Genomic DNA, 21836 nt, shown 5'->3' with positions numbered 1-21836 from the left:
ATGTGCGGACGGTATGCGGTCACCACGGACCCGGCGCTGCTGGCGGCGGAGATCGACGCCGAGGACGAGACCGAGGGCACTGCGCTGGACGTGCCCGGCTACAACGTCGCACCCACCACGAACATCGTCGCCGTCGTCGCGCGACACTCGCGTGAGCAGCCCGACGATGCTCCCACCCGCCGGCTGCGCGGCATGCGTTGGGGCCTGCTGCCGTCGTGGCAGAAGACGCTGAGCGGGCCGCCGCTGTTCAACGCCCGGGCCGAATCGGTCGCGGAGAAGCCGGCGTTCCGGAACGCGATCAAGTCCAAGCGCTGCCTGATCCCGATGGACGGCTGGTACGAGTGGCAGGTCCTGGAGCCGGACGTGAAGAAGCCGCGCAAGCAGCCGCTGTACATGACGCCGCGGGACGGCACGCGGATGTACATGGCGGGCCTGTGGTCGGTGTGGCGCCCGGCCGGCGCGGGGCTCGACGTGCCGCCCGTCCTGTCGGCGACCGTGCTCACGACCGACGCGGTCGGTCCGCTGCGCGAGGTGCACGACCGGATGCCGCTCGTGCTCACGCCCGACGTCTTCGACGAGTGGCTGAATCCCGACGGTGCCGCCGACCCGCTCCTGCTCGCCCCTCCGGCTCTGGACGTGGCCGAGCGGATCGAGATCCGGCCGGTGTCCACGCTGGTCAACGCCGTCGCGAACACCGGTCCCGAGCTGATCGAGCGCGTCGAGCCGGGCAGTGAGCCGGGCCAGCTGAGCCTGCTCTAGCGCACTTGTCGGACCGGAGTTCTACCCTGCGGGGTATCGGAAGTCGAACCTTGGGGGAGGAACGATGGGGGCACCGCAGTGGGTGATGCTGATTGTGGCGGTCTTGACGGCCAGTGGCGTACTCGGCACGCTCTGGCAGAAGCAACGGTCCGAACACGCCGACCGCGCACTGAAGGCTGAGCACGAAGCCAGAGTCGAGTGGTGGCGGCGATTTCAGTGGGCAGCCGAGCACACCGCTGGGCTCGGCAATCCCGAGAGCCGGGTAACGGGTCGCATTGTCATGCGGGAGCTGATTCGATCGCCGTTGATCACTGCCAGCGACCGCGATATCGCTCGGGCCGTAGCGGCGGGTCGGCAGCCGGGTAATAATCGGAAGAACAGGAAGGGAGGCGCCAGATGACGGACTACGAGCCGAGTGCAAATGAGCGTGACGAGGCCGATCTCGAGCGCAGTGCTCGTGAGCGTGACGAGGCGGACTTCTTCCTGCGGGGACAATCGGAGGAAGAGCGCATGATCAGCGCCCAGATCCTGATCGAACTCGACCGCCAGGAGGAAGAAGACGCCGCAGTGGGTGATCGACGTCGCGGAGGGGCGGCTCCTGGCTTGACTGGGCCGGAACCGCCCCGTCGACCTACTTCACCGTGCGGATGAGCTTCTTGTTGAGGAACTCCTCGATGCCCAACGGGCCCATCTCGCGACCGAACCCGGACCGCTTGACGCCGCCGAAGGGCAGCTCGGCGCCCTCGGCGAGAACGCCGTTGACGAACACCATCCCCGCCTGCAGTGCGTCTGCCACCCGCGCGGCCTGCTCCGCGTCGGTGGTGAACACGTAGGAGCCGAGGCCGAACGGGGTGTCGTTGGCCAGCGCGACCGCCTCGGCCTCGCCCGCCACGCGGTAGACGGTGGCGACGGGACCGAACAGCTCCTGGCGGAACGCCGGGTTCCCCTCGGTCACCCCGGTGAGCACGGACGGCGGGTAGAAGGCACCGTCGCGCCGGCCCAGCGTGGCGACGTGCGCGCCGGCCTCCACGGCCTCGTTCACCTGGCGCTCCAGGGTGATCGCGGCCCGCTCGGACGAGAGCGGTGCGATGCCCTCGCTCGCGGCCAGCAGCTTCTCGGTGAAGGCGGCGAGGAACTCGTCGTACAGGTCGTCGGCCACGATGAAGCGCTTCGCGGCGTTGCAGGACTGCCCGGTGTTGTCGAGGCGTGCGGCCACCGCCGAGTCCACGGTGGCGGCGAGGTCGTCGGTCGAGAGGAGGACGAACGGGTCGGACCCGCCGAGCTCGAGCACGCACTTCTTGAGGTTGCGGCCCGCGACCTCCGCCACGGCCGCGCCGGCCCGCTCGGAGCCGGTGAGCGAGACGGCGGCCACGCGCGGGTCGGCGATGATCTCCGCAGCCTGATCGTTGGTCGCGCGGATGTTCACGTACGCCCCGGGCGGGAATCCCGCCTCGGTGAACAGCAGCGCGATCGCCTCGGCCGATTCGGGGCACTGCGGCGCGTGCTTGAGCAGGATCGTGTTGCCCGCCACCAGGTTCGGTCCGGCGAACCGCGCCACCTGGTAGTAGGGGAAGTTCCACGGCATGATCCCGAACAGCACGCCGATGGGGGAGCGGCGGACCACGGCGGAGCCGTCGCCCTCGAGCAGCTCCACGGGCTGGTCCGCGAGCAGGCGCTCGCCGTTGTCGGCGTAGTAGGTGTAGATCGCGGCGGCGAAGTCCACCTCGCCGAGCGCGTCCTCGAGCGGTTTGCCCATCTCCCGCTGGATGATCCGGGCCAGCATCTCGCGCCGCTCGGTGTGCAGTTCCGCCACCCGGCGCACCAGCGCCGCGCGCTCGGCGACGGTGGTGGTGCGGGCCCAGCTCCGCGCGGCGCGGGCGGCCGCGTCCAGCGCCGCCTCGATCTCGGCGGGCTCGGCGGTGGGGTAGGTCTGCACGACCTCGCCGGTGGCGGGATCGGTCACTGCGTACTGGATGTCAGCCATCGCGCGTGCTCCTCGGTAGGGCGGTTCGGTGCACTCCACGATAGGGAGATCGGCCGCGCGGCGCTGCCGGTCGGCGGCTACTGCCAGGCGAAGAGCTGCACCTGGTAGCCGTCCGGGTCGAGCACCCCGCGTACCGCTGTCCCCACGGCGCGTCGAAAGGCTCCATCGCGCTCGGACTGCCGGCGGCGACGAGCTCCGCGTGCACCTCGTCGACGACCGCGGGCGACGCGCACTTCACACACAGCGTCGCGTTCTGGCCGGGCTGCTTGACCCAGCCGGGCTCCATCGAGCGGATCACCTCGACCGAGTCCCACATCAGCCGCATCCCACCGGGTAGCTGTGCCTCCACGTGCGGCTCGTCCTCCGCGACCGAGGGGATGTCGAGCCCGAGTCGGCGGTAGAAATCCAGTGCGGCGGGCAAGTTCTCGGTCACCATGCCGATGGCGTCGAAACGCAGTCGATCAGTCATGGGCGCAACGGTATCCGCCGCAGCCGGGCGCGTCTTGAACGTTTCGGACATACTCGAGGTGTGGAATCCGGCCCGCTCGCTCCGCGCCCGGCGCTGCTGTACCGCGAGTGGCGCTCCGCGATCCCCGGTGCGGTGCGGTGGCGCACCGTCGGGTCCGCCGGGCCGGCCCTGATCCTGCCCGACGGCTGCATGGACGTCATCGTCATCGACGGCCGCGCGATCGTCGCCGGTCCGGATGCCGTGGCGGCGCGGGTCCCCGGGCACGAGGGGGCACCCTATGACGGTCTGCGGTTCCCATCCGGCCTGCTGCCGCAGCTGTTGGGGATCGCCGCGGACGAGCTGACCGGTCTCCGGGTCGATCTCTCGGACGTCCTGCCGCAGAGGAGGATCACGCATTCCGCCGAACCGGAGGACCTCGCGGCCGCACTCCTCGACGGCGTCGACCTCGATCCGCGGATCGACGTCATCGCCGCACGGCTCCAGGAGGGGCGCACCGTCGGCGAGGCGGCGAGCGAAGTGGGCCTGGGGGAGCGGGCACTGCATCGTCTGGCCCTGCGGTCGTTCGGGTACGGCCCGAAGACCCTCGCTCGGATCCAGCGATTCCAGCGGGCGGCACGCCGGATCCGCGCGGGAGGCGCGCTCGGTGAGGTTGCCGCATCGTCGGGCTACGCGGATCAGGCCCACCTGACTCGCGAGGTGCGCGTTTTGACGGGGAGCACCCCGCGGGTGTTGTTCGCCCCGGAACGTGTGCACCGTTGATCAAGTGTGAGTTGATCAACGGTGCACAGAACGGAGCGTGAGCCTTACCAGTTGATGCCGGGCAGGCGGTTGAGGGTCTTGCGGGCGAGGCGCCGCAGGCCCTGGTCGCCGGAGATGCCGAACAGTGGGCTCACCGCGGCGGTGGAGATGTCCTTGGACAGGTCCTTGGTGGCCGCGAGCCGGCCGCGGGGTGTGTCCACCTCGGCGACGTCCACCTCGACGGGCGGCACGATGTCGGCACCGTCGGCGTCGCGGCCCTCGGCGGCGGCGGACTCGGGGAACAACAGGTAGCCCTGGTGCTGCGCCGCGGCGGCGATACGCGGCGAGAGGAACTGCCCGAACTGGGCCAGCGTGCCGAGCGGGGTGTCGATGCGGCGCGGCCGCTCCACGATGGCGCGCACCACGATCTGGCCGGCCTTCTCCACCGACAGCGCCATCGCGTTGTCGTAGCCCTCGGTGGGTTCGATCATCCGGGTCCGGGTGAGCGGCATGTGGATGTTCGTGAACGTCACGTGGTCCGACATGGTCTCGGCCGCGGTGATGTCGCTGAACGCCTCCAGTGCCGACTTCGACGCCACGTACGCCGCGAACCGCGGTCCGCGCACCTGGACCCCGATCGACGACACGTTGACCACGTGCCCGGACTTGCGGGAGATCATGTGCGGCAACAGTTCCAGGATCAGGTACACGGCGCCGAAGTAGTTGACGGCCATCGTGCGCTGGTAGTCGTGCGCGCGGTCCACCGAGTTGATGGTGGCCCGGCGGATCGACCGGCCGGCGCTGTTGACCAGCACGTCCACGTGCCCGTGCTCGGCCAGGATCTGCGCGACGGTGGTGCGCACCGACTCCGGGTCGGTCACATCGCACTGGTAGGCGCGGACGATGCCCTTGGGTACGCCCGGCAGCCCGGGCTCGGCCTCGATCTGCAGGACGGCGTCGGCCAGGTCCTCCGGTTTGCGGGCGACGATGAAGACGTTCGCCCCCTTCTGCACGGCCTGCTTCGCCGCCTCCCGGCCGATCCCGGAGGAACCGCCGGTGAGCAGGATGTGCTTGCCCACGAGGGGGCCCGCGGATCGTCGCGACGGTTGCGCGACGGATCGAGGTGCTCGGCCCAGTAGCGGAACAGCCTGGGGCCGTACGACTTCAGGTTCGGCAACGCGACCCCGAGCCGGTCGAGTACCTCGTGCGTGGCGCGCGAATCGAAGCGGGTGTTGTAGAACGGGTGGTCCAGGATCGACGGCGGGATCCCCAGCTGGCGGGCCACGGTATCGCGCAGCGCGCGCAGCTCGTTCCGCCGGCCGATCCGCGCCGCGAACTCGCCGAGCGGCGCGCTGGGCACCGGCAGCGTCTTCGGACCGGAGAAGGCGGGCGCGATCGCCTCGTAGATCGTGGCCATGCTCTGGCCCTTGGGGTCGGCCAGGTGGTAGACGGTGCCCGGCGTCGCGGGTGCGGTGACGAGCGCGACGATCGCCGACGCCACGAAGTCCACCGGCACCACGTTGGTGTAGCCGAGGTTGGCGAAGGGGACGTGCAGGTGGTGGGGGATGGTGCCCATGAGCCGCAGGAACGGGAAGAAGTAGTACGGCCCGTCGATCTTGTCGGCCGCGCCCGTCATCGAGTCGCCCATCACGATGGAGGGGCGGTAGATCTGCCACGGCACGGAGGACTCGCGCACCAGCCGCTCGGCCTCGTACTTGGTGCGGTGGTACGGCGTGGGGAAGTACTGGGCCACGTCGAAATCGGACTCGGAGAACCAGCCCTCGTGGTTGCCTGCGACGGCCAGCGACGAGACGTGGTGCATCGTGGCGCCGAGGCGCTGGGCCAGCGCGAGCACGTTGCGGGTGCCCTCGACGTTGCTCAGCTGCTGCAGGTCCTCCGGCGCCTCCATGTCGTACACGGCGGCCAGGTGGATCACGTGGTCGATGTGCTCGGGCAGGTCGCCGGGCGTGATTCCGAGACCCGACACGGTGATGTCACCCGCCACGGGAACCACCTGCGGGGCCAGTTCGTGACCCAGGTCGGCGATGACCCGTTCGAACCGGGGGAGTGAGGCGTCGCGCACCAGTAGGTAGATCGTGCCCTCGCGGTCCGCGGCCGCGAGTCGCGCCACGACGGCACGGCCGATGAAGCCCGTCCCGCCCGTGACGAAGTAGCTGGCCATACCACGAACCTACTTTCCTCCGCGGCAGCCGCCAAACCGGTGGCGAGAGCCGCTCATCACTTCACTATCACGGCGCGGCCAGCGGCGCCACCACTGCGGACGTCACCGCGACGAGGTCCGCGGGCGCCAGTTCGATTTCGAGCCCTCCGGCCGGCGGAGCAGAAGACGGTCGGGAAGCCGAGCGCCGACTCGTCGATCGCGGTGGGCAGGCGCTTGCGCTGCCCCAGCGGGGACACGCCGCCGAGCACGTAGCCGGTCACGCGCCGCACGTCGGCGGGATCCGCCATCGCCGGGCGGTGCAGGCCCAGCGCGGCACCCGCCGCCTTGAGGCTGAGCTTGCCGGAGGTGGGGACGATCGCCACGGCCAGATTCTTCCCGTCGGTGATGACCAGCGTCTTGAACACCCGCGCCGGGGCGTGCCCCAGCGCCTGCGCCGCCTCGCCTCCGAACGACTCCGCCCGCGGGTCGTGCGCGTACTCGTGCACGGCGAACTCGATCCCCGCGGCCTGTAGTGCCGCGATCGCCGGCGTGGCCGCGCCGCCCTTCTTGCCCATCGGTCCAGTCAACCATCCCGACGGTCCACGGGACGCCGCGGTCCCGGGGCGTAAGGCGATGTGTAAGACAGGTCTACTCACGCGGAGTATCATGAATGCATGACAGCATCGATCACGTTCCGTCCTGACGAGGAGGCCCGGCGCGCGCTCGATGAGCTCGTTGAGGACGGCTCCTCGGTATCGGCGGCGATCCGCGATGCGCTGATCGCCGCCGCCGACCGCCGCCGGCGCGAGCGCTTGCGCGCTGAGGTGGCCGAACTCGCCGCGGATCCCGAGGATCGAGCGGAGCTCGCGCGCATCCGAGAAGACATGGATGCGATCCGTGCGTGGTGACATTCATCGGCTGAAGGCGCCGCGGGGTGTTCGGGGGCACGAGCAAGCGGGAAGGCGGTACGCGGTGGTCGTGCAGTCGGACGACTTCGCGGAGCAGTCGACCTGGCTCGTTTCGCCGACGTCGACGTCTGCGAGACGGGCCTCGTTCCGCCCCGCGATCACGTTCGGCGGCACGGAGACTCTCGTGATGGTGGAACAGACCGCGGCGGTCGACGTCGCGCGATTGGGCGAGGTAGTGGGGCACCTGACGTTCGATGAGTTGCGCGCCGTCGACGCGGCGCTCACGACGATCTTCGACCTTCGCTGATCCGGTGTCTGTTCCCGCGGACGTTCCCGACTCCTCACCCCTGGTGCAAACCGGGGTACCGGGGAAACCACCGCGGGAGGGCCGGTCGGCACGCCGAGGTGCCGACCCTCGCCGTTGATCCCGGGCGTACCGTCGGATCATGGGACGGATCCTGGAGAACCTGACCCCGAACGCGCTGGCGGCGCGGGCGCTGCGGACGCGCAGGCTGGTGCGGGCGCCGATCTGGCTGTATCAGCACGGGCTCGGCGCGCTGCTGGGGCCGCGCATGGTGATGGTCGAGCACATCGGCCGGACATCGGGACAGCCGCGGTACGTGGTCCTCGAGGTGATCGAGCGGGACGCCGACACGATCGTGGTCTGCAGCGGCTTCGGGGAGACCGCGCAGTGGTACCGCAACCTGCGCGCGCACCCGGAGTGCCGGGTCACCGTCGGGAAGAACGAACGGCGGGCGCGCGCCGAACTGCTGGACCGGGCGGCGTCCGATGAGGTGCTGGACCGGTACCGCACGGAGCATCCGTTCGCCTGGGACCGGCTGCGCGGCGCGATCGAGCAGGCCGTCGGGCACCCGGTGGACGGCCTGCCCATGGTCCGTCTGTCACTGCACTGATCGGATCGTCCCGGGAACAACCCGACATTCCGCGCTGTTGCAGAGACCGTGAGTGCAGGTAGCGGAGTAGCGGTCCTCGAGCGACCGGTAACCTTCGACGGTATGACGGACCGGGACATCGCGGACCTAGCGGAGTTGGACTCGACCACCGACGAGGTGGCCGAGACCGAGGAGCAGCTCACGGCCCGGTTCGAAGCCGACGCGCTGCCGCTGCTCGATCAGCTGTACGGCGCGGCGCTGCGGATGACCCGCAACCCGGCCGACGCGGAGGACCTGGTTCAGGAGACGTACGTCAAGGCCTACAGCGCTTTCCGTAGCTTCAAGAAGGGCACCAACCTCAAGGCGTGGATGTACCGCATCCTCACCAACACCTACATCAACGGCTACCGCAAGAAGCAGCGGCAGCCCGCGCAGTACCCCACCGACGAGATCACCGACTGGCAGCTCGCGGCCACGGCGGAGCACAGCTCCACCGGCCTGCGCTCCGCGGAGATCGAGGCGCTGGACGCACTGCCCGACGACGAGATCAAGCAGGCTCTCGCGAAGCTCCCGGAGGAGTTCCGTATGGCGGTGTACTACGCCGACGTGGAGGGATTCCCCTACAAGGAGATCGCCGAGATCATGGGTACCCCCATCGGCACGGTGATGTCGCGGCTGCACCGCGGCCGGCGGCAGCTTCGCGCCGAGCTCGAGGGCGTCGCGCGCGAGCGCGGCTTCCTCCGGGGGCAGGAATCCGACGGTGCCGCGGGCTCCGCCGAGCAGGAGGATACGAAGTGACGTACTCGTCGGACGGCAACCCGGACCTGGAGCTCGACTGCTCCGCCGTGATGGCCGACATCTGGTTGCTCCTGGACAACGAGTGCGACTCGGAGGCCAAGGAGCGGCTCAAGGCGCACATCGACGGCTGCTCGCAGTGCCTGTCGCACTACGGGATCGAGCAGCAGATCAAGTCGCTCGTGAACCGCAAGTGCGGCGGCGAGCGCGCGCCGGAGGGGCTGCGCGAGCGCCTCACCATCAGCATCCGGCACACCGAGGTGCGCTACCGCAGCGAGTAGCCACCGCGCCCGGCCGCGGCCGGACGGACAGGACGAGGGCCGTCGACATTCGATGTCGACGGGCCCTCGTGCGCAAGTCACATGAAACCTGACAGGTCAGGAGTTCGGGCGCTTGCCGTGGTTGGCGGCGTTCTTCTTGCGCCCACGCTTCTTACGTCCACGCTTGCCCATGGCGGTCTCCTTCCTGTCCGAAGCCTCTTCGCAGTACCGGCTATTGTTTCACGACGGCACCGACGACGACAAAAGGCGTATCCCATGGCCTCCCTCGCCGACCTCCTGGCGATCCACACCGACCTCCCCGGACGCGCGGCGCGGCGCCTGCAGCGGATCGCCGGCGAGTGGCAGCTGCTGGCCGACCTGTCGTTCGCGGACCTGCGGTTGTGGGTGCGCGAGGACCCCGAGGGCGACTCGGCCGAGCCCGCGTACATCTGCATCGCGCAGTGCCGGCCCAACACCACGCCGACCGTCTACGACTCCGACGGTGTCGGGGTGGTGGTGCAGCCCTGGGAGGCCCCACGCTGCACGCCGCCTTCGAGGGCGCGAACGTGGTCAAGGGTGTGGCCCCGGCGTGGACCGGGCCGGCCCGGGTGCGCCGCGAGGCGGTGCCCGTCCCGTCGAGCGGCGCGGTGATCGCCGTGCTGACCCGCGATTTCAACGTCACGCACCCGCGCACGCCGAGCCCGCTCGAGGTGGCGTACTCCGAGTGCGCGGACGACCTGTGCACGATGGTCGCGGAGGGCACCTTCCCGGAGGCGGAGGAACTGCCCACCGGCGAGGCCGCGCCGCGCGCGGGCGACGGGTTCATCCGGCTCGACCCACAGGGCCGCGTGGTCTTCGCGAGCCCCAACGCGCAGTCGGCGTACCGTCGCATGGGCGCGCCCACCGACCTCGAGGGCAGCGACCTCGCGGAGCTCACGGCCGAGCTGGTGGGGGACAGTTTCGAGTCCGAGGACCTCGCCACGGCGCTCGACGGTGCCCTCTCCCGCGGCGAGGGTTCGCGGATCGAGCTGACCAAGGGCGGGGTCACCGTGGTGCTCCGGGTCCTCGGACTCCATCCGGGCGGCCGGCTCGCGGGCGCGGCGGTGCTGCTGCGCGACGTCACCGAGCTCAAACGCCGCGACCGGGCGCTGATCTCCAAGGACGCGACGATCCGCGAGATCCACCACCGGGTGAAGAACAACCTGCAGTCGGTCTCGGCGCTGCTGCGGTTGCAGGCCCGGCGCACCCGCAACGACGAGGCCAAGCGGGCCCTGTACGAATCGGTGCGCCGCGTGGCGTCGATCGCGCTGGTGCACGAGACGCTGTCGATGAGCGTCGACGAGCACGTGGACATCGACGGGGTGATCGACCGGCTGATCCCGATCATGGCCGACGTGGCGCCGGCCCCCGGCGCCGCCACGGTCACCGTCGTGCGGCGCGGCGACGTGGGCCTGCTCGACGCGGACCGTGCGATGCCGCTGGTCATGGTGATCACGGAGCTGATCCAGAACGCGATCGAGCACGCCTACCGGCCGGGGGACGAGGGCACCGTCGAACTGCTGGCGCACCGGTCCACGCGGACCCTGGCCGTCACGATCCACGACGACGGTGCCGGGCTCCCGTCCGGCTTCACGATGGAGGCGTCGGACCGGCTGGGCCTGCAGATCGTCCGGACGTTGGTGAAGTCCGAGCTCGGCGGCGAACTGAGCCTCGGCCCGGGCGCCCACGGCGGCACCGACGCCGTGGTGCGCGTGCCGCTGCAGCCCCTCTGACCGGGCCCGACGCACGAAAGGGCCCGGTGGCGGAACCACCGGGCCCTTTCGCAGCAGATCCGTGTTACACAGCGGTGCGCGTACGGGTGCGCGCGTTGCGACGCTTGAGCGCGCGGCGCTCGTCCTCGCTCATGCCGCCCCACACACCGGCGTCCTGACCCGACTCGAGTGCCCAGGAGAGGCAATCGGCGGTCACGGGGCAGCGGTTGCAGACCAGCTTGGCGTCCGCGATCTGCGCGATGGCCGGACCGCTGTTCCCCACCGGGAAGAACAGCTCGGGGTCCTCGTCGCGACAGATGGCCTTATGGCGCCAATCCATGTCAGTACACTCCTTCAGGCGCCCGCGGGCGCGCTCATCGCAGGTGCCTATCGGGCACCGAATTTCCAGGCTGTTAACGCAGAGAGAACCGAACTGTTTCCGCGTTGTTACGTCATGAATATTTCCACGTTCCCGACGAGAGTCAATAGATTCCGGCTCAGAGGTGGGGGATCTCACAGCGGGGGCGGTGCGATCCTGCCTCGTCAGTGTGTACTACACTCCCGGCGGTCCGGCGGCGTGCCCGCAAGAATAACCTCACACGCTGGGGGTTTGCAACGGTTTTCCGGCGTCGGGTGACGAACCCGTCAATCGGGTGCCGCGATCGGGTCACGTGGAGTCTGTGGGGAGTGCCCTCGGCCGCCGGTGGCGCAGTCCGACGGTGCCCCGCCCGCGCGGAGCGTTCAGCGCACCCGCGGTAGCGGCGGAAGGTCTGCGACCACGCGGATCCGCTCCGGCGAATACCAGAACCGGAGTTCGGTGCGATCGCCCAGATGATCGCCGTCGACCTGCGCCGGCACTGGTGCGTCGCTGCTCACCCGCAGTTCCGGGAGGTCGTCGTGCCGGACGACGTGGCGCACCGTCGGGCCCTTGGTGCGGCGCGCCGAGAGCATCTGCCGGACCAGCATGAGGTTCGGGATCGTGCGCATCGAGCGGGACGCGAACACGCCCAGACCCGTGCCGTAGTCGGTGCCGGGGTTGGTGAACACGGCGCGGTTGTTCAGGAACGTCCACGGGCTGGCGTTGGAGACGAACGCGAAGTGCACGCCGTCGACGTCCTGCCAGGTGCCGCGCTCCTCACCGGGCAGGTGGACGGTGAGCCGTGGCTCCCGCCGCGCGGCGGCGAAGAACGTGCAGATGGACGTGCGGACGTACCGCGAGGAGGTGGCGGCCCTGCCCTTCGCGCGCAGCGCCTCCATGTTCGCGATCACCTCGGCATCCACGCCCATCCCGGCGTTGAACAGGAAGTAGCGCTCGTCGGCGCAGCCCAGGCCGATGGTGCGGAAGCTGCGCCGCGCCAGCAGGTCTGTGAGGTGGACGGTGGCCTCGTCGGGCTTGCGCGGCACCGCGAGGGAGCGCGCGAAGACGTTGGCGCTGCCGCCGGGGATCACGGCGACGGCGGGCAGTTCGTCGGCCGGGACGGGCGGCGGACCGTCGGGCAGGCCCTCACGGCCGAGGATGCCGCAGACCACCTCGTTGACCGTCCCGTCGCCGCCGTGCACGATCACCAGGTCGGTGCCGTCAGCCCGCGCGGCCGCGGCGAGTTCCGCCGCGTGACCGCGCTGTTCGGTCTGCACCAGCGTCACGTCGAGGGCCGAGGCCAGCGCCATCGCCACCAGGTCCCGGCCGGCCGGGGTGATGTTGGTGGCATTGGGGTTGACGATCAGCAGCGCGCGCACACCGGTCAGCGTACCCAGGCCGCCCCGATACCCTGGTGTCGTGACTTCCACCAACGGCGAGGGCCGCGCCCGCGCCACCCGATCCCGCACCGCGCGCTCCGGCGCCACTCGTACCGCGGCGCCCGTCACCGTCCGCGTCGCCGGTGTGCTGGTGGCGGTGGAGGGCCTCGCGGCGCTCGTGCTCGGCATCGTCGAGCTGGTGCGCGGCCTGACGGACTCCGCGGACACCCGCACCGGCGCGTACGGCCTCGCGTTCTGGATGATCCCGATCGGCGCCGCGGTCCTGGCCGGCGGGATCGCCCTGCTCCGCGGGCAGCGCTGGGGCCGCACCGTGGGTGTGCTGACGAACCTGCTGCTGGGCTTCACCGGCGTGAGCGGTGCGTTCGCGCAGAGCTCACCGCTCCTGGGCTATCCGCTGCTCGTGCCGGCGGTGATCGTGCTCGCGCTGATGTTCAGCCCGCCGACGGTGGCGTGGCTGGAGGGGAGTACCGCCGCGACTGACCGCGCCGACCGGCGCGCCGAAAGTGCGTGGCTCACCGGGCTGGAATTCCGGCGTCCCTGTGAGTGGCCCCGTGGCGGACGTAGCGGTGGCGGTCCACCCCGTTGGATGCGGTCACGCGCCGCGGCGGCGGCAAGGGCGGCCGATGGCGGAGGCGGCGATGGCATCGGGGCGAACAATCGGGTCGACCGGAGCATCGCGCGGGCGTAGGGCGTCAGAGCGATCTGGCGTCAAGCGCGCTTCCGGACCGACGCCGCGTTCGTCCCCCGCGCCGCGCCGAAAGGCGAACCGGGCGTTCGCTCCCCGGTCCTGCGTCGTCCTCTCAGGAGGGGCTCGTCCGTCCCCCACGCGGCGCCGATTCCCCCGCCGGGAGCCGGTGTCCGCTCGCGGCCCCGCCGGTTCAGCGCCCCGAGTAGTGGGCCGCGGCGTAGCCGGTGAGCCCGAACCGGGTCAGTTGCGGCACGTCGTCGCGGTCGAAACCGAACACGGCCGCCGACGCCGGCAGGATCATCACGTGCCGCCCGAACTCCGGCGGTTGCTGCAGGAACCGCGCCGTCAGTACCCGGCCGAGGTGTCCGTGCGCGACGAGGACGACGTCACCGTCGGCCATCGCGGCTCGCGCGTTCGCGATCACCCGGTCGACCCGCGCACACACCTGGTCCATCGACTCGCCGCCGGGCGCCCCGAGCGCCACACCGTCCAGCCGGGGTCGCTCTCGCGGATCTCTGCGCTGGTGCGGCCCTCGTAGTCGCCGTAGTCCCACTCGGCGAGGTCGGGCTCGACCGCGGAGACGGTGAGCCCCGCCAGCTCGGCGGTCCGGGCGGCGCGGGCGCGCGGGCTCACCCACACCGTGGGGTCGTGCAGGGCGAGCGAATCCAGTACCGCGCGCAGGGACCGGGCCTGCTCGACGCCGGTCTCCGTGAGGCCGATGTCGGTGGTGCCGGTGTGTCGCCCCGCGCGAGACCATTCGGTCTCGCCGTGGCGGATGTACACGAGACGGTGCGCGGTGCTCATCCGGCCATCTTGGCGCATGAGTGGGTAGGGTCGCAGCATGACCTTCGTTCTCGCCGTCGCCAACCAGAAGGGCGGCGTCGCGAAGACGACGACCGTCGCCAGCCTCGGAGCGGCGCTGGTCGAGCTGGGCCTGCGCGTGCTCGTGGTCGATCTGGACCCGCAGGGCTGCCTCACGTTCTCGCTCGGCCACAACCCCGACCGGATCGACCACAGCGTGCACGACGTTCTGTTGGGTGACAAGACGATCGACGAGGTGCTGCTGCAGACCGAGGACGGCGTCACGGTGCTGCCGGCCACGCTGGACCTGGCCGGGGCGGAGGCGCTGCTGCTGATGCGCGCGGGCCGCGAGTACGCGCTCAAGCGGGCGCTGGCCGATGTGAGCGAGCCGTTCGACGTGGTGATCATCGACTGCCCGCCCAGCCTGGGGGTGCTCACCCTCAACGGCCTCACCGCGGCCGACGCGGTCGCGATCCCGCTGCAGTGCGAGACGCTGGCGCACCGCGGCGTGGGGCAGCTGCTCAAGACGGTGCGCGACGTGCAGGCCATCACCAACCCCGAACTCACGATGCTCGGCGCCATCGCCACGCTCTACGACGCGCGCACCACGCACAGTCGCGACATCCTCTCCGACGTCGCCGACCGCTACGGCCTCGCTGTGCTCTCCCCGCCCATCCCGCGCACCGTCCGGTTCGCGGAGGCCAACGCCGCCGGCCGCACCGTGCTCGCGGGCCGGAAGAACAAGGGCGCCACCGCGTACCGCGAGTTGGCGAGCAGCGTCAAGGCCCACGTGTCCGACGGTGCGCCCCTGGTCGCCTGGGCGCCCGAGTAACGCGCTCAGGCCGGACGGTGCGCCTGCACCGTCTCGCCCCATTGCGACACGATCGTGTCGCCGGTGACCGCGAGGAGGACGGGGCCGCTGGAGTGGCCCGGCCGCGCGACGGGGACGGAGCGCACGAGGGCGCGGGAGTTCAGGTCGTACGCGGTGAGCGTCGTGGGGCCGGGAACGACGATCTGGCCGCCGACCACGGCGCCGGGGCCCAGCGTCCCGGGGATCACCATCTGCGCGGTCAGCGACGGCGCGTCGACCACCACCGTCGACGTCCCGGTGAAGAACGACGCGATGCCGGCCTCCGTCACCACCGGCGCATCGGGGGCGCCGCCGGGGAGGTGGTCACGTCCACCGAGCGCACCGTCCGGCCCCGGAGGTCGACGGTGACCACCCGCGCGGGCCGGCCGTCCTGCGCGGGGACGTAGACCACCGCGCCGCCGGCGGTCGCGGTGATGAGGCGGGGACGGTCACCGTCGGTGGAGAAGGCCGCACCGAGATCGGGGGCGACCGCCGAGTTCGTCTCCTGTGGTTCGGACGCCTCCTTGGGTGATGCGCCGATCACGGTGAGTCGCGGATTCGGTTCCGTGGGACAGGATTCGAGGATCACGATGGACGCGCCCGCCGGGAGTGCGGAACCGATCGTGCAGCCCGAGCGGGGCTGGACGTCGGGGTTCACGGGCACGTCGGGCTTGCCGTACTCGACGGTCCGGACGAGGTCGTTGCGGAACACGTCCACGCGGGTGGGGCCACGGACGACGACGTGATTGCCGTCCCCGGTGAGCGTCACGTCGTGGTCCTCGCGGCCCGAGCGGCTGTAGCGCCGCTGCCCGGTCGCCGGGTCTAGGGCGGTGACCTCGCCGCAGCCGCGCGCGTCGCGGTAGAAGGCGAGCACGAGCCCGGAGTTGGCCGTGAGCCCGCACACGTCCGTGTCGCGCTGGTAGCGCCAGGTGCGCTGCCCGGTCGCGGGATCGTGCCCGGTCACCTCCCCGCGCCGCGCGGTCACCACGGTGCCCGCGATCGACAGGACCGGCTGGTCGGCCCGCGCCGTCCACGCGTCGCGCAGGGTCGCGGGGAGCTCGACCAACCCGACCGGCAGGTTCGACGGTGCCGGCACCGTCTCGTTCACGGCCCTGCGGGCGGAGCTGAAATTCCACACCGCGAACCCAGCGAGCAGCACCGCCACCACGATCGCGGCCGACACCGCGAAGTCGACTCGGGTCCTGCGTTCGGGTTTCACCACGCGCCCGAGCCTAGCGGCGAACCGTCAGCTGGCGTTGAAGCCGACCGCGCGGCTCTCGGACGTGCCGAGCTCGACGTAGCTAATGCGGGTCACCGGCACCAGGTACTGCTTGCCCTTCTCATCCGCCAGCTCCAGCAGCTCGGAGCGGCCGGCCAGCGCGTCGGCCACGGCCTTCTTGATGTCGTCCGCCGAATCCTTGCTCTGCACCACGAGTTCGCGGTTCGATTCCGCGATACCGATCTTGATCTCCATGGCACGAGGTTATCCGCCGCCGGGGTTGCGGCGCCGAGAGAGCCCGCCGATTCTGCTCAGGGCAGTCAGCCGAGGCTCAGGGTGGCCATGCGCTCGGCGTGGCGGGTCTGCAGGGACTCGAAGAACTGCGCCACGCCGGGGAGGTCCCCGGTGCTCGAACAGCAGCGCTGCGAGCTCATCCCGGGTGGCGAGGACCTCCTGGGCCTGCGTGATCGCCTCGGAGAGCAGCCGCCGGCCCCACAGCGTGAGCGGGGATCGGAGCGCCGGATTCGCGGTCACCGCAGCCCGGACGCGGTCGACGGCGAAGTCGGATTCGCGCGTGTCGGACAGGACGGCCGAGACCACCGCCGCCGGCTCGCCGGGCAGAGCGCGGGCGATCTCACTGTAGAAGTCCGCGGCCAGACCGTCGCCGATGAAGGCCTTGACCAGCGCCTCGTTCCAGTTCCGCGGGGTGGTCCGGGCGTGGTAGCGGGTGATCACGGGCGCGTACGGCGCGGTAGCGACGACTACGTCGTGACCGCGCCGGTCCAACTCGGTCTGCAGCAGCTCGAAGTTCCGCATCTGGACGGCCGCCATCGACGAGACCGCGATCCGGCCCCGGAGGTCCGGGGCCATCTCCGACTCCCTCGCGAGCCGCTCGAACGCCGCCAGCTCGCCGCACGCGAGGACGGCGAACAGGGCCGCGACGCCGGGATGCTCGGCAGGGGAACCCGGGTGCTGCGGCTGCTCGCTCATACCGCACATGCTAGTGGTCGGCGCCGTTCGGGGTACGATGGTCCTGCGCGATCCCCGAGGTCGCCGGTATGTTGTGCGCGCACTCCGCCCGATCCCGGGCGTGGAGCCCGAGGATGACGGTCCGTCAGATCGCCCATTCGTTGGCCGGAACAGTGCGCGCGAGTGAAACAAGCGCGACGCATACGCCGCCAATGAAAGGCAGAACCATCACCACCTCGAACACCACCGAGAACAACGACATCCACACCGAGCCCGCCGCCGAAGAGGGCATGCCGGACGTGCACGTGATCGGCGACGATCACGTCTCGCCCAGCTTCGCCGAGCTCGGCGTCGACCAGAGCATCGTCGGCGCCCTCGGCAAGCGCGGCATCGAGCGCACCTTCGCGATCCAGGAGCTGACGCTCCCGCTCGCGCTCGCCGGCAACGACCTCATCGGCCAGGCCCGCACGGGCATGGGAAAGACCTACGGTTTCGGCGTCCCGCTGCTCAACCGTCTCATCACGCAGGCCCGGGCCGAGGTCGGCGAGGACGGCCTCCGGGCGCTCGACGGTACGCCGCGCGCCCTCATCATCGTCCCCACCCGCGAGCTGTGCGTGCAGGTCGCCGACGATCTGGAGCAGGCCTCCGACGGCGTGCGCGTGCAGACCACCAAGGGCGAGCGGGACCTGAAGATCACCTCGATCTACGGCGGCCGCCCCTACGAGTCCCAGATCGAGGCGCTGCAGAAGGGCGTCGACGTGGTCGTCGGCACTCCCGGCCGCCTGCTGGACCTCGCGAACCAGGGCCACCTCGTGCTCGGCAAGATCCAGATCCTCGTGCTCGATGAGGCCGACGAGATGCTCGACCTGGGCTTCCTCCCCGACATCGAGCGCGTTCTGACCATGGTCCCCACCGACCGGCAGACGATGCTGTTCTCGGCCACCATGCCCGGCCCGATCATCACGCTGGCCCGCACCTTCCTCACCCAGCCCACCCACGTGCGCGCCGAGCACCACGACGACTCCGCGGTGCACGAGCGCACCACGCAGTTCGTCTACCGCGCCCACGCGCTGGACAAGGTCGAGCTGGTCGCCAAGGTGCTGCAGGCCGAGGGCCGCGGCGCCACGATGATCTTCACCCGCACCAAGCGCACCGCGCAGAAGGTCGCGGACGAGCTGGCCGAGCGCGGCTTCAAGGTCGGCGCCGTGCACGGCGACCTCGGCCAGGTCGCCCGCGAGAAGGCGCTCGGCAAGTTCCGCGACGGCTCGATCGACGTGCTCGTCGCCACCGACGTGGCCGCGCGCGGCATCGACATCGACGACGTCACCCATGTCATCAACTTCCAGTGCCCCGAGGACGACAAGACCTACGTGCACCGCATCGGCCGCACCGGCCGCGCGGGCAAGACCGGTACCGCCGTCACTCTCGTGGACTGGGACGAGCTGCACCGCTGGGAGCTCATCGACAAGGCGCTCGGCCTCGGCAAGCCCGAGCCGGTGGAGACCTACAGCTCCAGCGAGCACCTGTTCACCGACCTGGGCATCGACCCGAAGGTCAAGGGCAGCCTGCCCGGCGTCCGCAAGCGCGCGGAGGGCGAGATCGTCGAGCGTAAGCCGCGCGAGAAGCGCACCAGCACCCGCACGCGCACCCGCACTCGTGGCGGCCGCAAGGCCGACGGTACCGCTCCCGAGGCCAAGCCCGCCGGCAAGCCCGCGACGGACGGCCCGGAGGGCGAGGCACCGTCGGACCAGGGCGAGAGCGACGCGCCCGCCCGCAAGCGCCGCCGGCGCCGGCGCTCGGGCGCGAAGAAGGCCGAGGGCACCGTGACGGCGGAGGCCTCCGCCGAATAGGTCCACCGAAAGACGGACCCCACGATCACCGAACGGCGGTCGTGGGGTCCACTCGTTTTCGAGACGGTGGTGGGCATGGCTTCGACAACGACCGACACCACCACGCCGGCGCCCACGACGCGCCGCATCGCCTCCCTCGACGTCGCCCGCGGCCTCGCGATCCTCGGCACCTTCGGCACCAACGTCTGGATCTTCACCGAACCCGCGGGGATGGTCGGCTACCTCGACACCGTCGGCGCGGAATCGCTGCCGATTCGCGTGCTGCAGACCCTGGCGCAGGGCAAGTTCCTGGGCCTGCTCAGCCTGATGTTCGGCGTGGGCCTGGCGATCCAGCAGGCCTCCGCCGCCCGGCACGACCGCCCCTGGCCCGGCCGGTACTGGCGCCGCGCCCTCGTGTTGTTCCTCGACGGGCTGGTGCACTTCCTCCTGGTCGCCGAGTTCGACGTGCTCATGGGCTACGCGCTGGTGTCCTTCGTGGTGTCGGCGATGCTGATCCTGCGGCCGCGGGTGCGCCTGCGCTGGGCGGTCGGATGCGCCGCGCTGCACCTTTCCATGGTGGCGCTGGTGGCGGTCGGGATGGCGATGGAGGGGTCCGGCATGGGCACGGGCGGCGACGCCTCGCGCGCCAACCCCTACGCCGACGGTTCCTTCCTCGACCTCGTGCTGTTCCGCCTCGACCACGCGCTGCTGTTCCGCGTCGAGACGATCTTCATGATCCCGCTGACCATCGCCATGTTCCTCACGGGCGCGGCCCTGTTCCAGGGCGGGCTCTTCGGCCCCGACGGTGCCGCGCTGCGCCGCCGCATGATGCTGATCGGCGTGGTCGCGGCCCCGACCGACCTGCTCATCGGGATTCTCGGGGCGCCGCTCGGGCACGCCGGTGTCGCGGTCTTCGTCGGACGGTACGCCGTGGCCCCGCTGGTGGCGCTCGGCCTACTCGCGGTGATCGCGGAGTTCTACCAGCGGCGCGCGGTGGGCCGTGTGGGCGGTGCGCTGAGCAACGTGGGCAAGACCGCGCTCAGCGGTTACGTGCTGCAGAACCTGCTCGCCTCGGCGCTCTGCTACGGCTGGGGCCTCGGGCTGGCGGCCCGGTTCGGCGCGGAGCACCGCCTCGTGTTCACGGTGGCCGTGTACGTCGCGGTGATGGCCTGCCTACTGGCGGGGTCCGCGCTGTGGACGCGTCGGTTCTCCCGCGGTCCGATCGAGATCCTCATGCACCGCGCGGCGTGACCGCGCCGCTACTGCGCGCGGCGCTGGGACTGCAGCGGCACGTGGCTCAGCCCGCCCCACAGCAGTTCGACGGTGGTGGCGACGGCCTCGTCCTTGGGGATCGGGCGGTCGGCGTAGAGCCAGTAGCGCGCGCTCACCTGGCTGGCGCCCACGAGCCCCACGGCCAGCATCCGCGCGCGGTACGGGTCGAGGCCCGAGTCCTGCGAGACCAGGTCGTACACGGCGTCGATGCACGCGTCGACCGCGCCCTCGACCCGCTCCTGCACCACGGGCTCGAGCACGTCCGACTCGAAGATCAGCTTGTAGCCCTGGCTGTCGCGGTCGACGAAGTCGAAGAACGAGCGCACGGCGCCGATCACGCGCTCGTGGTTGTCGGTGGAGCTGCTCAGGGCCTCCCGCACGCCGGTGACGAGCGCCTCGCTGTGCGAGTTCAGGACCGCGACGTACAGCTCGAGCTTGCCGGGGAAGTGCTGGTAGAGCACGGGCTTGCTCACGCCGGCGCGGACGGCGATCTCGTCCATGCCGGCGGAGTGGTACCCGAGATCCACGAACACGCTGCTCGCGGCCTCGAGCAGTTGGATGCGGCGGGCACTCCGCGGGAGGCGGGCGGTGCGGCGCGGCGCAGGATTCGCTCCGCCGCGGGAATCGCCCGCTGCGGTCGTCGCGCCCAGGTCCGCCATGAATCCACCTCGCCGTTCCGTGGGCCGCACCGTGCGGCCCTGACCTGTGAACAATACTCCCGCCCGGTTCGCCGACCTCGGCTCGCTCTGGCAAGCTGCCCGGTGTGTCGGAACTCGCACAGGTGAATCGGACCAGTGAGGTGTGGCCCGGGGAGTTCATCACACTCCGGGGCCGGCGGGTGTTCGCGCGGCACGTCGACGACGCCGCCGCGACCACGGCACCGTCGGATCCGAGACCGACGGTGGTGCTGATCCACGGCCTCGGCGGCTCGTCGATCAACTGGACGGACCTGGGGCAGGTGCTCGCGCCGATGGCCGCGTCGTACGCCCTGGACCTGCCCGGATTCGGGCTCTCGGACCCGCCCGCGGACGGCGACTACTCGATCGACGAGTTCGCGCAGACGGTGATCGCGTACCTGGAGACGGTCGTCGCGGTGCGTGGCGGCGGCGTGCACCTGGTGGGCAACTCGCTCGGCGGGGCGATCGCCGTGCGGGTCGCCATGCTCCGGCCGGACCTGTTGCGCAGCCTCGGCCTGATCTCGCCCGCCTTTCCGGACCTGCGCCCGCGGGTGCGGCGCCTGCAATTCCTGCCGCTGTCGCTGGTGCGGCTGCCCGGGGTGGGCCCGGCCGGCTTCCGGCTGATCGCGAGCGCCTACCCGGAGCGGCAGGTGGACCAGACGTTCCGCGAGATCCTGGTCGACCCGGAGGTGATGGGCCCGGTGCGGCGGCGGCAGGCCATCGATCAGGCCGCCGCGCGCGCGTCGATGCCGTGGGCGCCCGACGCGCTGGCCGCGAGCTTCAACGCGCTGGTCCGCAGCTGGGTCGTCGACCTCGGCGCGGCGCACTGGGCGGCGGCCCGCGCGGTGTCGGTCCCCACCGCCGTCGTGTGGGGCGCGCGCGACCTGCTGGTGAGTGTGGGCGTCGCGCCGAAGGTGGCTCGCCACATCAAGGGCAGCACGCTCACGGTGTTCGAGGACGTGGGCCACGTGGCGCAGATGGAGAAGCCGGTGCAGACGGCGAAGATCCTCGCCGACCTGATCGTTTCGTCCGAATCGCGCTGAGCGTGCGTGTCG

General features: G+C 71.0%; 23 protein-coding genes and 5 pseudogenes. 15 read left to right on the top strand and 13 right to left on the bottom strand.

Translation table 11 applies throughout. The features are described 5' to 3' along the window. From MTP03_RS16810 to MTP03_RS16800, 3 genes are all read left to right on the top strand, one after another. Window positions 1-759: an SOS response-associated peptidase gene (locus MTP03_RS16810; RefSeq protein WP_248489202.1), complete on the top strand. Its 759-nt coding sequence runs from the start codon at window positions 1-3 to the stop codon at window positions 757-759. A gap of 64 nt (window positions 760-823) precedes the next feature. Continuing rightward, complete coding sequence (locus MTP03_RS16805; RefSeq protein WP_248489201.1) at window positions 824-1159, top strand: hypothetical protein; 336 nt, start codon at window positions 824-826, stop codon at window positions 1157-1159. Next, a complete protein-coding gene (locus tag MTP03_RS16800; protein WP_248489200.1) occupies window positions 1156-1410 on the top strand; it encodes a hypothetical protein in 255 nt (84 codons plus the stop codon). Before MTP03_RS16805 ends, MTP03_RS16800 begins: the two co-directional genes overlap by 4 nt. On the opposite strand, the gene MTP03_RS16795 is transcribed toward MTP03_RS16800, so the two are convergent. Continuing rightward, a complete protein-coding gene (locus MTP03_RS16795; RefSeq protein ID WP_248489199.1) occupies window positions 1391-2743 on the bottom strand; it encodes an NAD-dependent succinate-semialdehyde dehydrogenase in 1353 nt (450 codons plus the stop codon). The genes MTP03_RS16800 and MTP03_RS16795 overlap by 20 nt on opposite strands. Continuing rightward, complete coding sequence (locus MTP03_RS16790) at window positions 2736-3212, bottom strand: VOC family protein (RefSeq protein WP_248489198.1); 477 nt, start codon at window positions 3210-3212, stop codon at window positions 2736-2738. The genes MTP03_RS16795 and MTP03_RS16790 overlap by 8 nt, the downstream gene beginning before the upstream one ends. A gap of 60 nt (window positions 3213-3272) precedes the next feature. Between MTP03_RS16790 and MTP03_RS16785 the strand changes: the two genes are divergently transcribed. Next, entirely contained in the window at window positions 3273-3971 is a 699-nt protein-coding gene (locus MTP03_RS16785; protein ID WP_248489197.1) for an AraC family transcriptional regulator, read from the top strand. Window positions 3972-4015: 44 nt separating this feature from the next. Here MTP03_RS16785 and MTP03_RS16780 read toward each other — a convergent pair. Both MTP03_RS16780 and ybaK read right to left on the bottom strand, forming a co-directional pair. Next, window positions 4016-6132, bottom strand: a pseudogene (locus MTP03_RS16780) (SDR family oxidoreductase). Between the two features lie 67 nt (window positions 6133-6199). After that, window positions 6200-6686, bottom strand: a pseudogene (gene ybaK / locus MTP03_RS16775) (Cys-tRNA(Pro) deacylase). 99 nt (window positions 6687-6785) lie between these two features. Here ybaK and MTP03_RS16770 point away from each other — a divergent pair. The 5 genes from MTP03_RS16770 to rsrA all read left to right on the top strand — a co-directional run bounded on the left by MTP03_RS16770 (window position 6786) and on the right by rsrA (window position 8988). Further along, window positions 6786-7019 (top strand): hypothetical protein, encoded by a 234-nt coding sequence (locus MTP03_RS16770; RefSeq protein ID WP_248489196.1) that lies wholly within the window; start codon window positions 6786-6788, stop codon window positions 7017-7019. Beyond that, the gene (locus tag MTP03_RS16765) at window positions 7000-7326 is read left to right on the top strand and encodes a type II toxin-antitoxin system PemK/MazF family toxin (RefSeq protein ID WP_248489195.1); all 327 of its coding nucleotides are present in this window, start codon (window positions 7000-7002) and stop codon (window positions 7324-7326) included. The genes MTP03_RS16770 and MTP03_RS16765 overlap by 20 nt, the downstream gene beginning before the upstream one ends. A gap of 139 nt (window positions 7327-7465) precedes the next feature. Next, window positions 7466-7933 carry a nitroreductase family deazaflavin-dependent oxidoreductase gene (locus MTP03_RS16760; RefSeq protein WP_248489194.1) on the top strand — a complete coding sequence of 156 codons (468 nt, stop codon included), beginning with the start codon at window positions 7466-7468 and terminating at the stop codon, window positions 7931-7933. A gap of 102 nt (window positions 7934-8035) precedes the next feature. Then, window positions 8036-8710 (top strand): sigma-70 family RNA polymerase sigma factor, encoded by a 675-nt coding sequence (locus tag MTP03_RS16755; protein ID WP_248489193.1) that lies wholly within the window; start codon window positions 8036-8038, stop codon window positions 8708-8710. A gap of 50 nt (window positions 8711-8760) precedes the next feature. Then, complete coding sequence (gene rsrA / locus MTP03_RS16750) at window positions 8761-8988, top strand: mycothiol system anti-sigma-R factor (RefSeq protein WP_231706929.1); 228 nt, start codon at window positions 8761-8763, stop codon at window positions 8986-8988. A 96-nt stretch (window positions 8989-9084) separates the two neighbouring features. Here rsrA and MTP03_RS23960 read toward each other — a convergent pair whose 3' ends face one another. Further along, on the bottom strand, window positions 9085-9159 hold the full coding sequence (locus MTP03_RS23960) for a 50S ribosomal protein bL37 (protein WP_371820987.1): 75 nt from the start codon (window positions 9157-9159) through the stop codon (window positions 9085-9087). 84 nt (window positions 9160-9243) lie between these two features. Between MTP03_RS23960 and MTP03_RS16745 the strand changes: the two are divergent. Continuing rightward, window positions 9244-10739, top strand: a pseudogene (locus MTP03_RS16745) (sensor histidine kinase). A 64-nt stretch (window positions 10740-10803) separates the two neighbouring features. Here MTP03_RS16745 and MTP03_RS16740 read toward each other — a convergent pair. Continuing rightward, the gene (locus tag MTP03_RS16740; protein WP_248489192.1) at window positions 10804-11058 is read right to left on the bottom strand and encodes a WhiB family transcriptional regulator; all 255 of its coding nucleotides are present in this window, start codon (window positions 11056-11058) and stop codon (window positions 10804-10806) included. Window positions 11059-11459: 401 nt separating this feature from the next. After that, window positions 11460-12455 (bottom strand): diacylglycerol kinase family protein, encoded by a 996-nt coding sequence (locus MTP03_RS16735; RefSeq protein WP_248489191.1) that lies wholly within the window; start codon window positions 12453-12455, stop codon window positions 11460-11462. A gap of 40 nt (window positions 12456-12495) precedes the next feature. On the opposite strand from MTP03_RS16735, the gene MTP03_RS16730 reads away from it, so the two are divergent. Further along, window positions 12496-13164: a hypothetical protein gene (locus MTP03_RS16730; RefSeq protein WP_248489190.1), complete on the top strand. Its 669-nt coding sequence runs from the start codon at window positions 12496-12498 to the stop codon at window positions 13162-13164. 190 nt (window positions 13165-13354) lie between these two features. Here the strand turns inward: MTP03_RS16730 and MTP03_RS16725 are convergent. Next, window positions 13355-13968, bottom strand: a pseudogene (locus tag MTP03_RS16725) (acid phosphatase). A gap of 37 nt (window positions 13969-14005) precedes the next feature. Between MTP03_RS16725 and MTP03_RS16720 the strand changes: the two are divergent. Beyond that, window positions 14006-14797 (top strand): ParA family protein, encoded by a 792-nt coding sequence (locus MTP03_RS16720; protein WP_248489189.1) that lies wholly within the window; start codon window positions 14006-14008, stop codon window positions 14795-14797. A gap of 5 nt (window positions 14798-14802) precedes the next feature. Here the strand turns inward: MTP03_RS16720 and MTP03_RS16715 are convergent, their stop codons facing one another. The 4 genes and pseudogenes from MTP03_RS16715 to MTP03_RS16700 form a co-directional block, all read right to left on the bottom strand. Further along, window positions 14803-15105: a hypothetical protein gene (locus MTP03_RS16715; protein ID WP_248489188.1), complete on the bottom strand. Its 303-nt coding sequence runs from the start codon at window positions 15103-15105 to the stop codon at window positions 14803-14805. Next, window positions 15102-16037, bottom strand: a complete 936-nt coding sequence (locus tag MTP03_RS16710) for a PQQ-binding-like beta-propeller repeat protein (RefSeq protein ID WP_248489187.1) — start codon at window positions 16035-16037, stop codon at window positions 15102-15104. Before MTP03_RS16710 ends, MTP03_RS16715 begins: the two co-directional genes overlap by 4 nt. 24 nt (window positions 16038-16061) lie before the next feature. Further along, window positions 16062-16289 carry a DUF3107 domain-containing protein gene (locus tag MTP03_RS16705; RefSeq protein ID WP_248489186.1) on the bottom strand — a complete coding sequence of 76 codons (228 nt, stop codon included), beginning with the start codon at window positions 16287-16289 and terminating at the stop codon, window positions 16062-16064. Between the two features lie 65 nt (window positions 16290-16354). Beyond that, a pseudogene (locus MTP03_RS16700) lies at window positions 16355-17024 on the bottom strand (ferritin-like fold-containing protein). A gap of 191 nt (window positions 17025-17215) precedes the next feature. Between MTP03_RS16700 and MTP03_RS16695 the strand changes: the two are divergent. Both MTP03_RS16695 and MTP03_RS16690 read left to right on the top strand, forming a co-directional pair. Beyond that, on the top strand, window positions 17216-18853 hold the full coding sequence (locus MTP03_RS16695; RefSeq protein ID WP_371820789.1) for a DEAD/DEAH box helicase: 1638 nt from the start codon (window positions 17216-17218) through the stop codon (window positions 18851-18853). A gap of 75 nt (window positions 18854-18928) precedes the next feature. Continuing rightward, on the top strand, window positions 18929-20083 hold the full coding sequence (locus MTP03_RS16690; protein ID WP_248489185.1) for a DUF418 domain-containing protein: 1155 nt from the start codon (window positions 18929-18931) through the stop codon (window positions 20081-20083). 8 nt (window positions 20084-20091) lie between these two features. Here MTP03_RS16690 and MTP03_RS16685 read toward each other — a convergent pair whose 3' ends face one another. After that, complete coding sequence (locus MTP03_RS16685; RefSeq protein ID WP_371820788.1) at window positions 20092-20793, bottom strand: TetR/AcrR family transcriptional regulator; 702 nt, start codon at window positions 20791-20793, stop codon at window positions 20092-20094. Window positions 20794-20867: 74 nt separating this feature from the next. Here MTP03_RS16685 and MTP03_RS16680 point away from each other — a divergent pair, with 74 nt between their 5' ends. Next, window positions 20868-21824: an alpha/beta fold hydrolase gene (locus MTP03_RS16680; RefSeq protein WP_248489183.1), complete on the top strand. Its 957-nt coding sequence runs from the start codon at window positions 20868-20870 to the stop codon at window positions 21822-21824. Window positions 21825-21836: the final 12 nt, after the last annotated feature.

Origin of the sequence: Tsukamurella sp. PLM1, assembly GCF_023168325.1 — a bacterium.
Classification (GTDB): domain Bacteria; phylum Actinomycetota; class Actinomycetes; order Mycobacteriales; family Mycobacteriaceae; genus Tsukamurella.
This window is presented reverse-complemented; position numbering and strand designations above follow the sequence as displayed.

Bases quoted from the DNA above. Each gene is read 5' to 3' on its own strand.
- MTP03_RS16765 (WP_248489195.1), top strand. From the start codon at position 7,000: ATGCGATCCGTGCGTGGTGACATTCATCGGCTGAAGGCGCCGCGGGGT.
- MTP03_RS16740 (WP_248489192.1), bottom strand. From the start codon at position 11,058: ATGGATTGGCGCCATAAGGCCATCTGTCGCGACGAGGACCCCGAGCTG.
- MTP03_RS16805 (WP_248489201.1), top strand. From the start codon at position 824: ATGGGGGCACCGCAGTGGGTGATGCTGATTGTGGCGGTCTTGACGGCC.
- MTP03_RS16720 (WP_248489189.1), top strand. From the start codon at position 14,006: ATGACCTTCGTTCTCGCCGTCGCCAACCAGAAGGGCGGCGTCGCGAAG.
- MTP03_RS16755 (WP_248489193.1), top strand. From the start codon at position 8,036: ATGACGGACCGGGACATCGCGGACCTAGCGGAGTTGGACTCGACCACC.
- rsrA (WP_231706929.1), top strand. From the start codon at position 8,761: ATGGCCGACATCTGGTTGCTCCTGGACAACGAGTGCGACTCGGAGGCC.
- MTP03_RS16690 (WP_248489185.1), top strand. From the start codon at position 18,929: ATGGCTTCGACAACGACCGACACCACCACGCCGGCGCCCACGACGCGC.
- MTP03_RS16800 (WP_248489200.1), top strand. From the start codon at position 1,156: ATGACGGACTACGAGCCGAGTGCAAATGAGCGTGACGAGGCCGATCTC.
- MTP03_RS16795 (WP_248489199.1), bottom strand. From the start codon at position 2,743: ATGGCTGACATCCAGTACGCAGTGACCGATCCCGCCACCGGCGAGGTC.
- MTP03_RS16790 (WP_248489198.1), bottom strand. From the start codon at position 3,212: ATGACTGATCGACTGCGTTTCGACGCCATCGGCATGGTGACCGAGAAC.
- MTP03_RS16770 (WP_248489196.1), top strand. From the start codon at position 6,786: ATGACAGCATCGATCACGTTCCGTCCTGACGAGGAGGCCCGGCGCGCG.
- MTP03_RS16705 (WP_248489186.1), bottom strand. From the start codon at position 16,289: ATGGAGATCAAGATCGGTATCGCGGAATCGAACCGCGAACTCGTGGTG.
- MTP03_RS16760 (WP_248489194.1), top strand. From the start codon at position 7,466: ATGGGACGGATCCTGGAGAACCTGACCCCGAACGCGCTGGCGGCGCGG.
- MTP03_RS16695 (WP_371820789.1), top strand. From the start codon at position 17,216: ATGAAAGGCAGAACCATCACCACCTCGAACACCACCGAGAACAACGAC.
- MTP03_RS16810 (WP_248489202.1), top strand. From the start codon at position 1: ATGTGCGGACGGTATGCGGTCACCACGGACCCGGCGCTGCTGGCGGCG.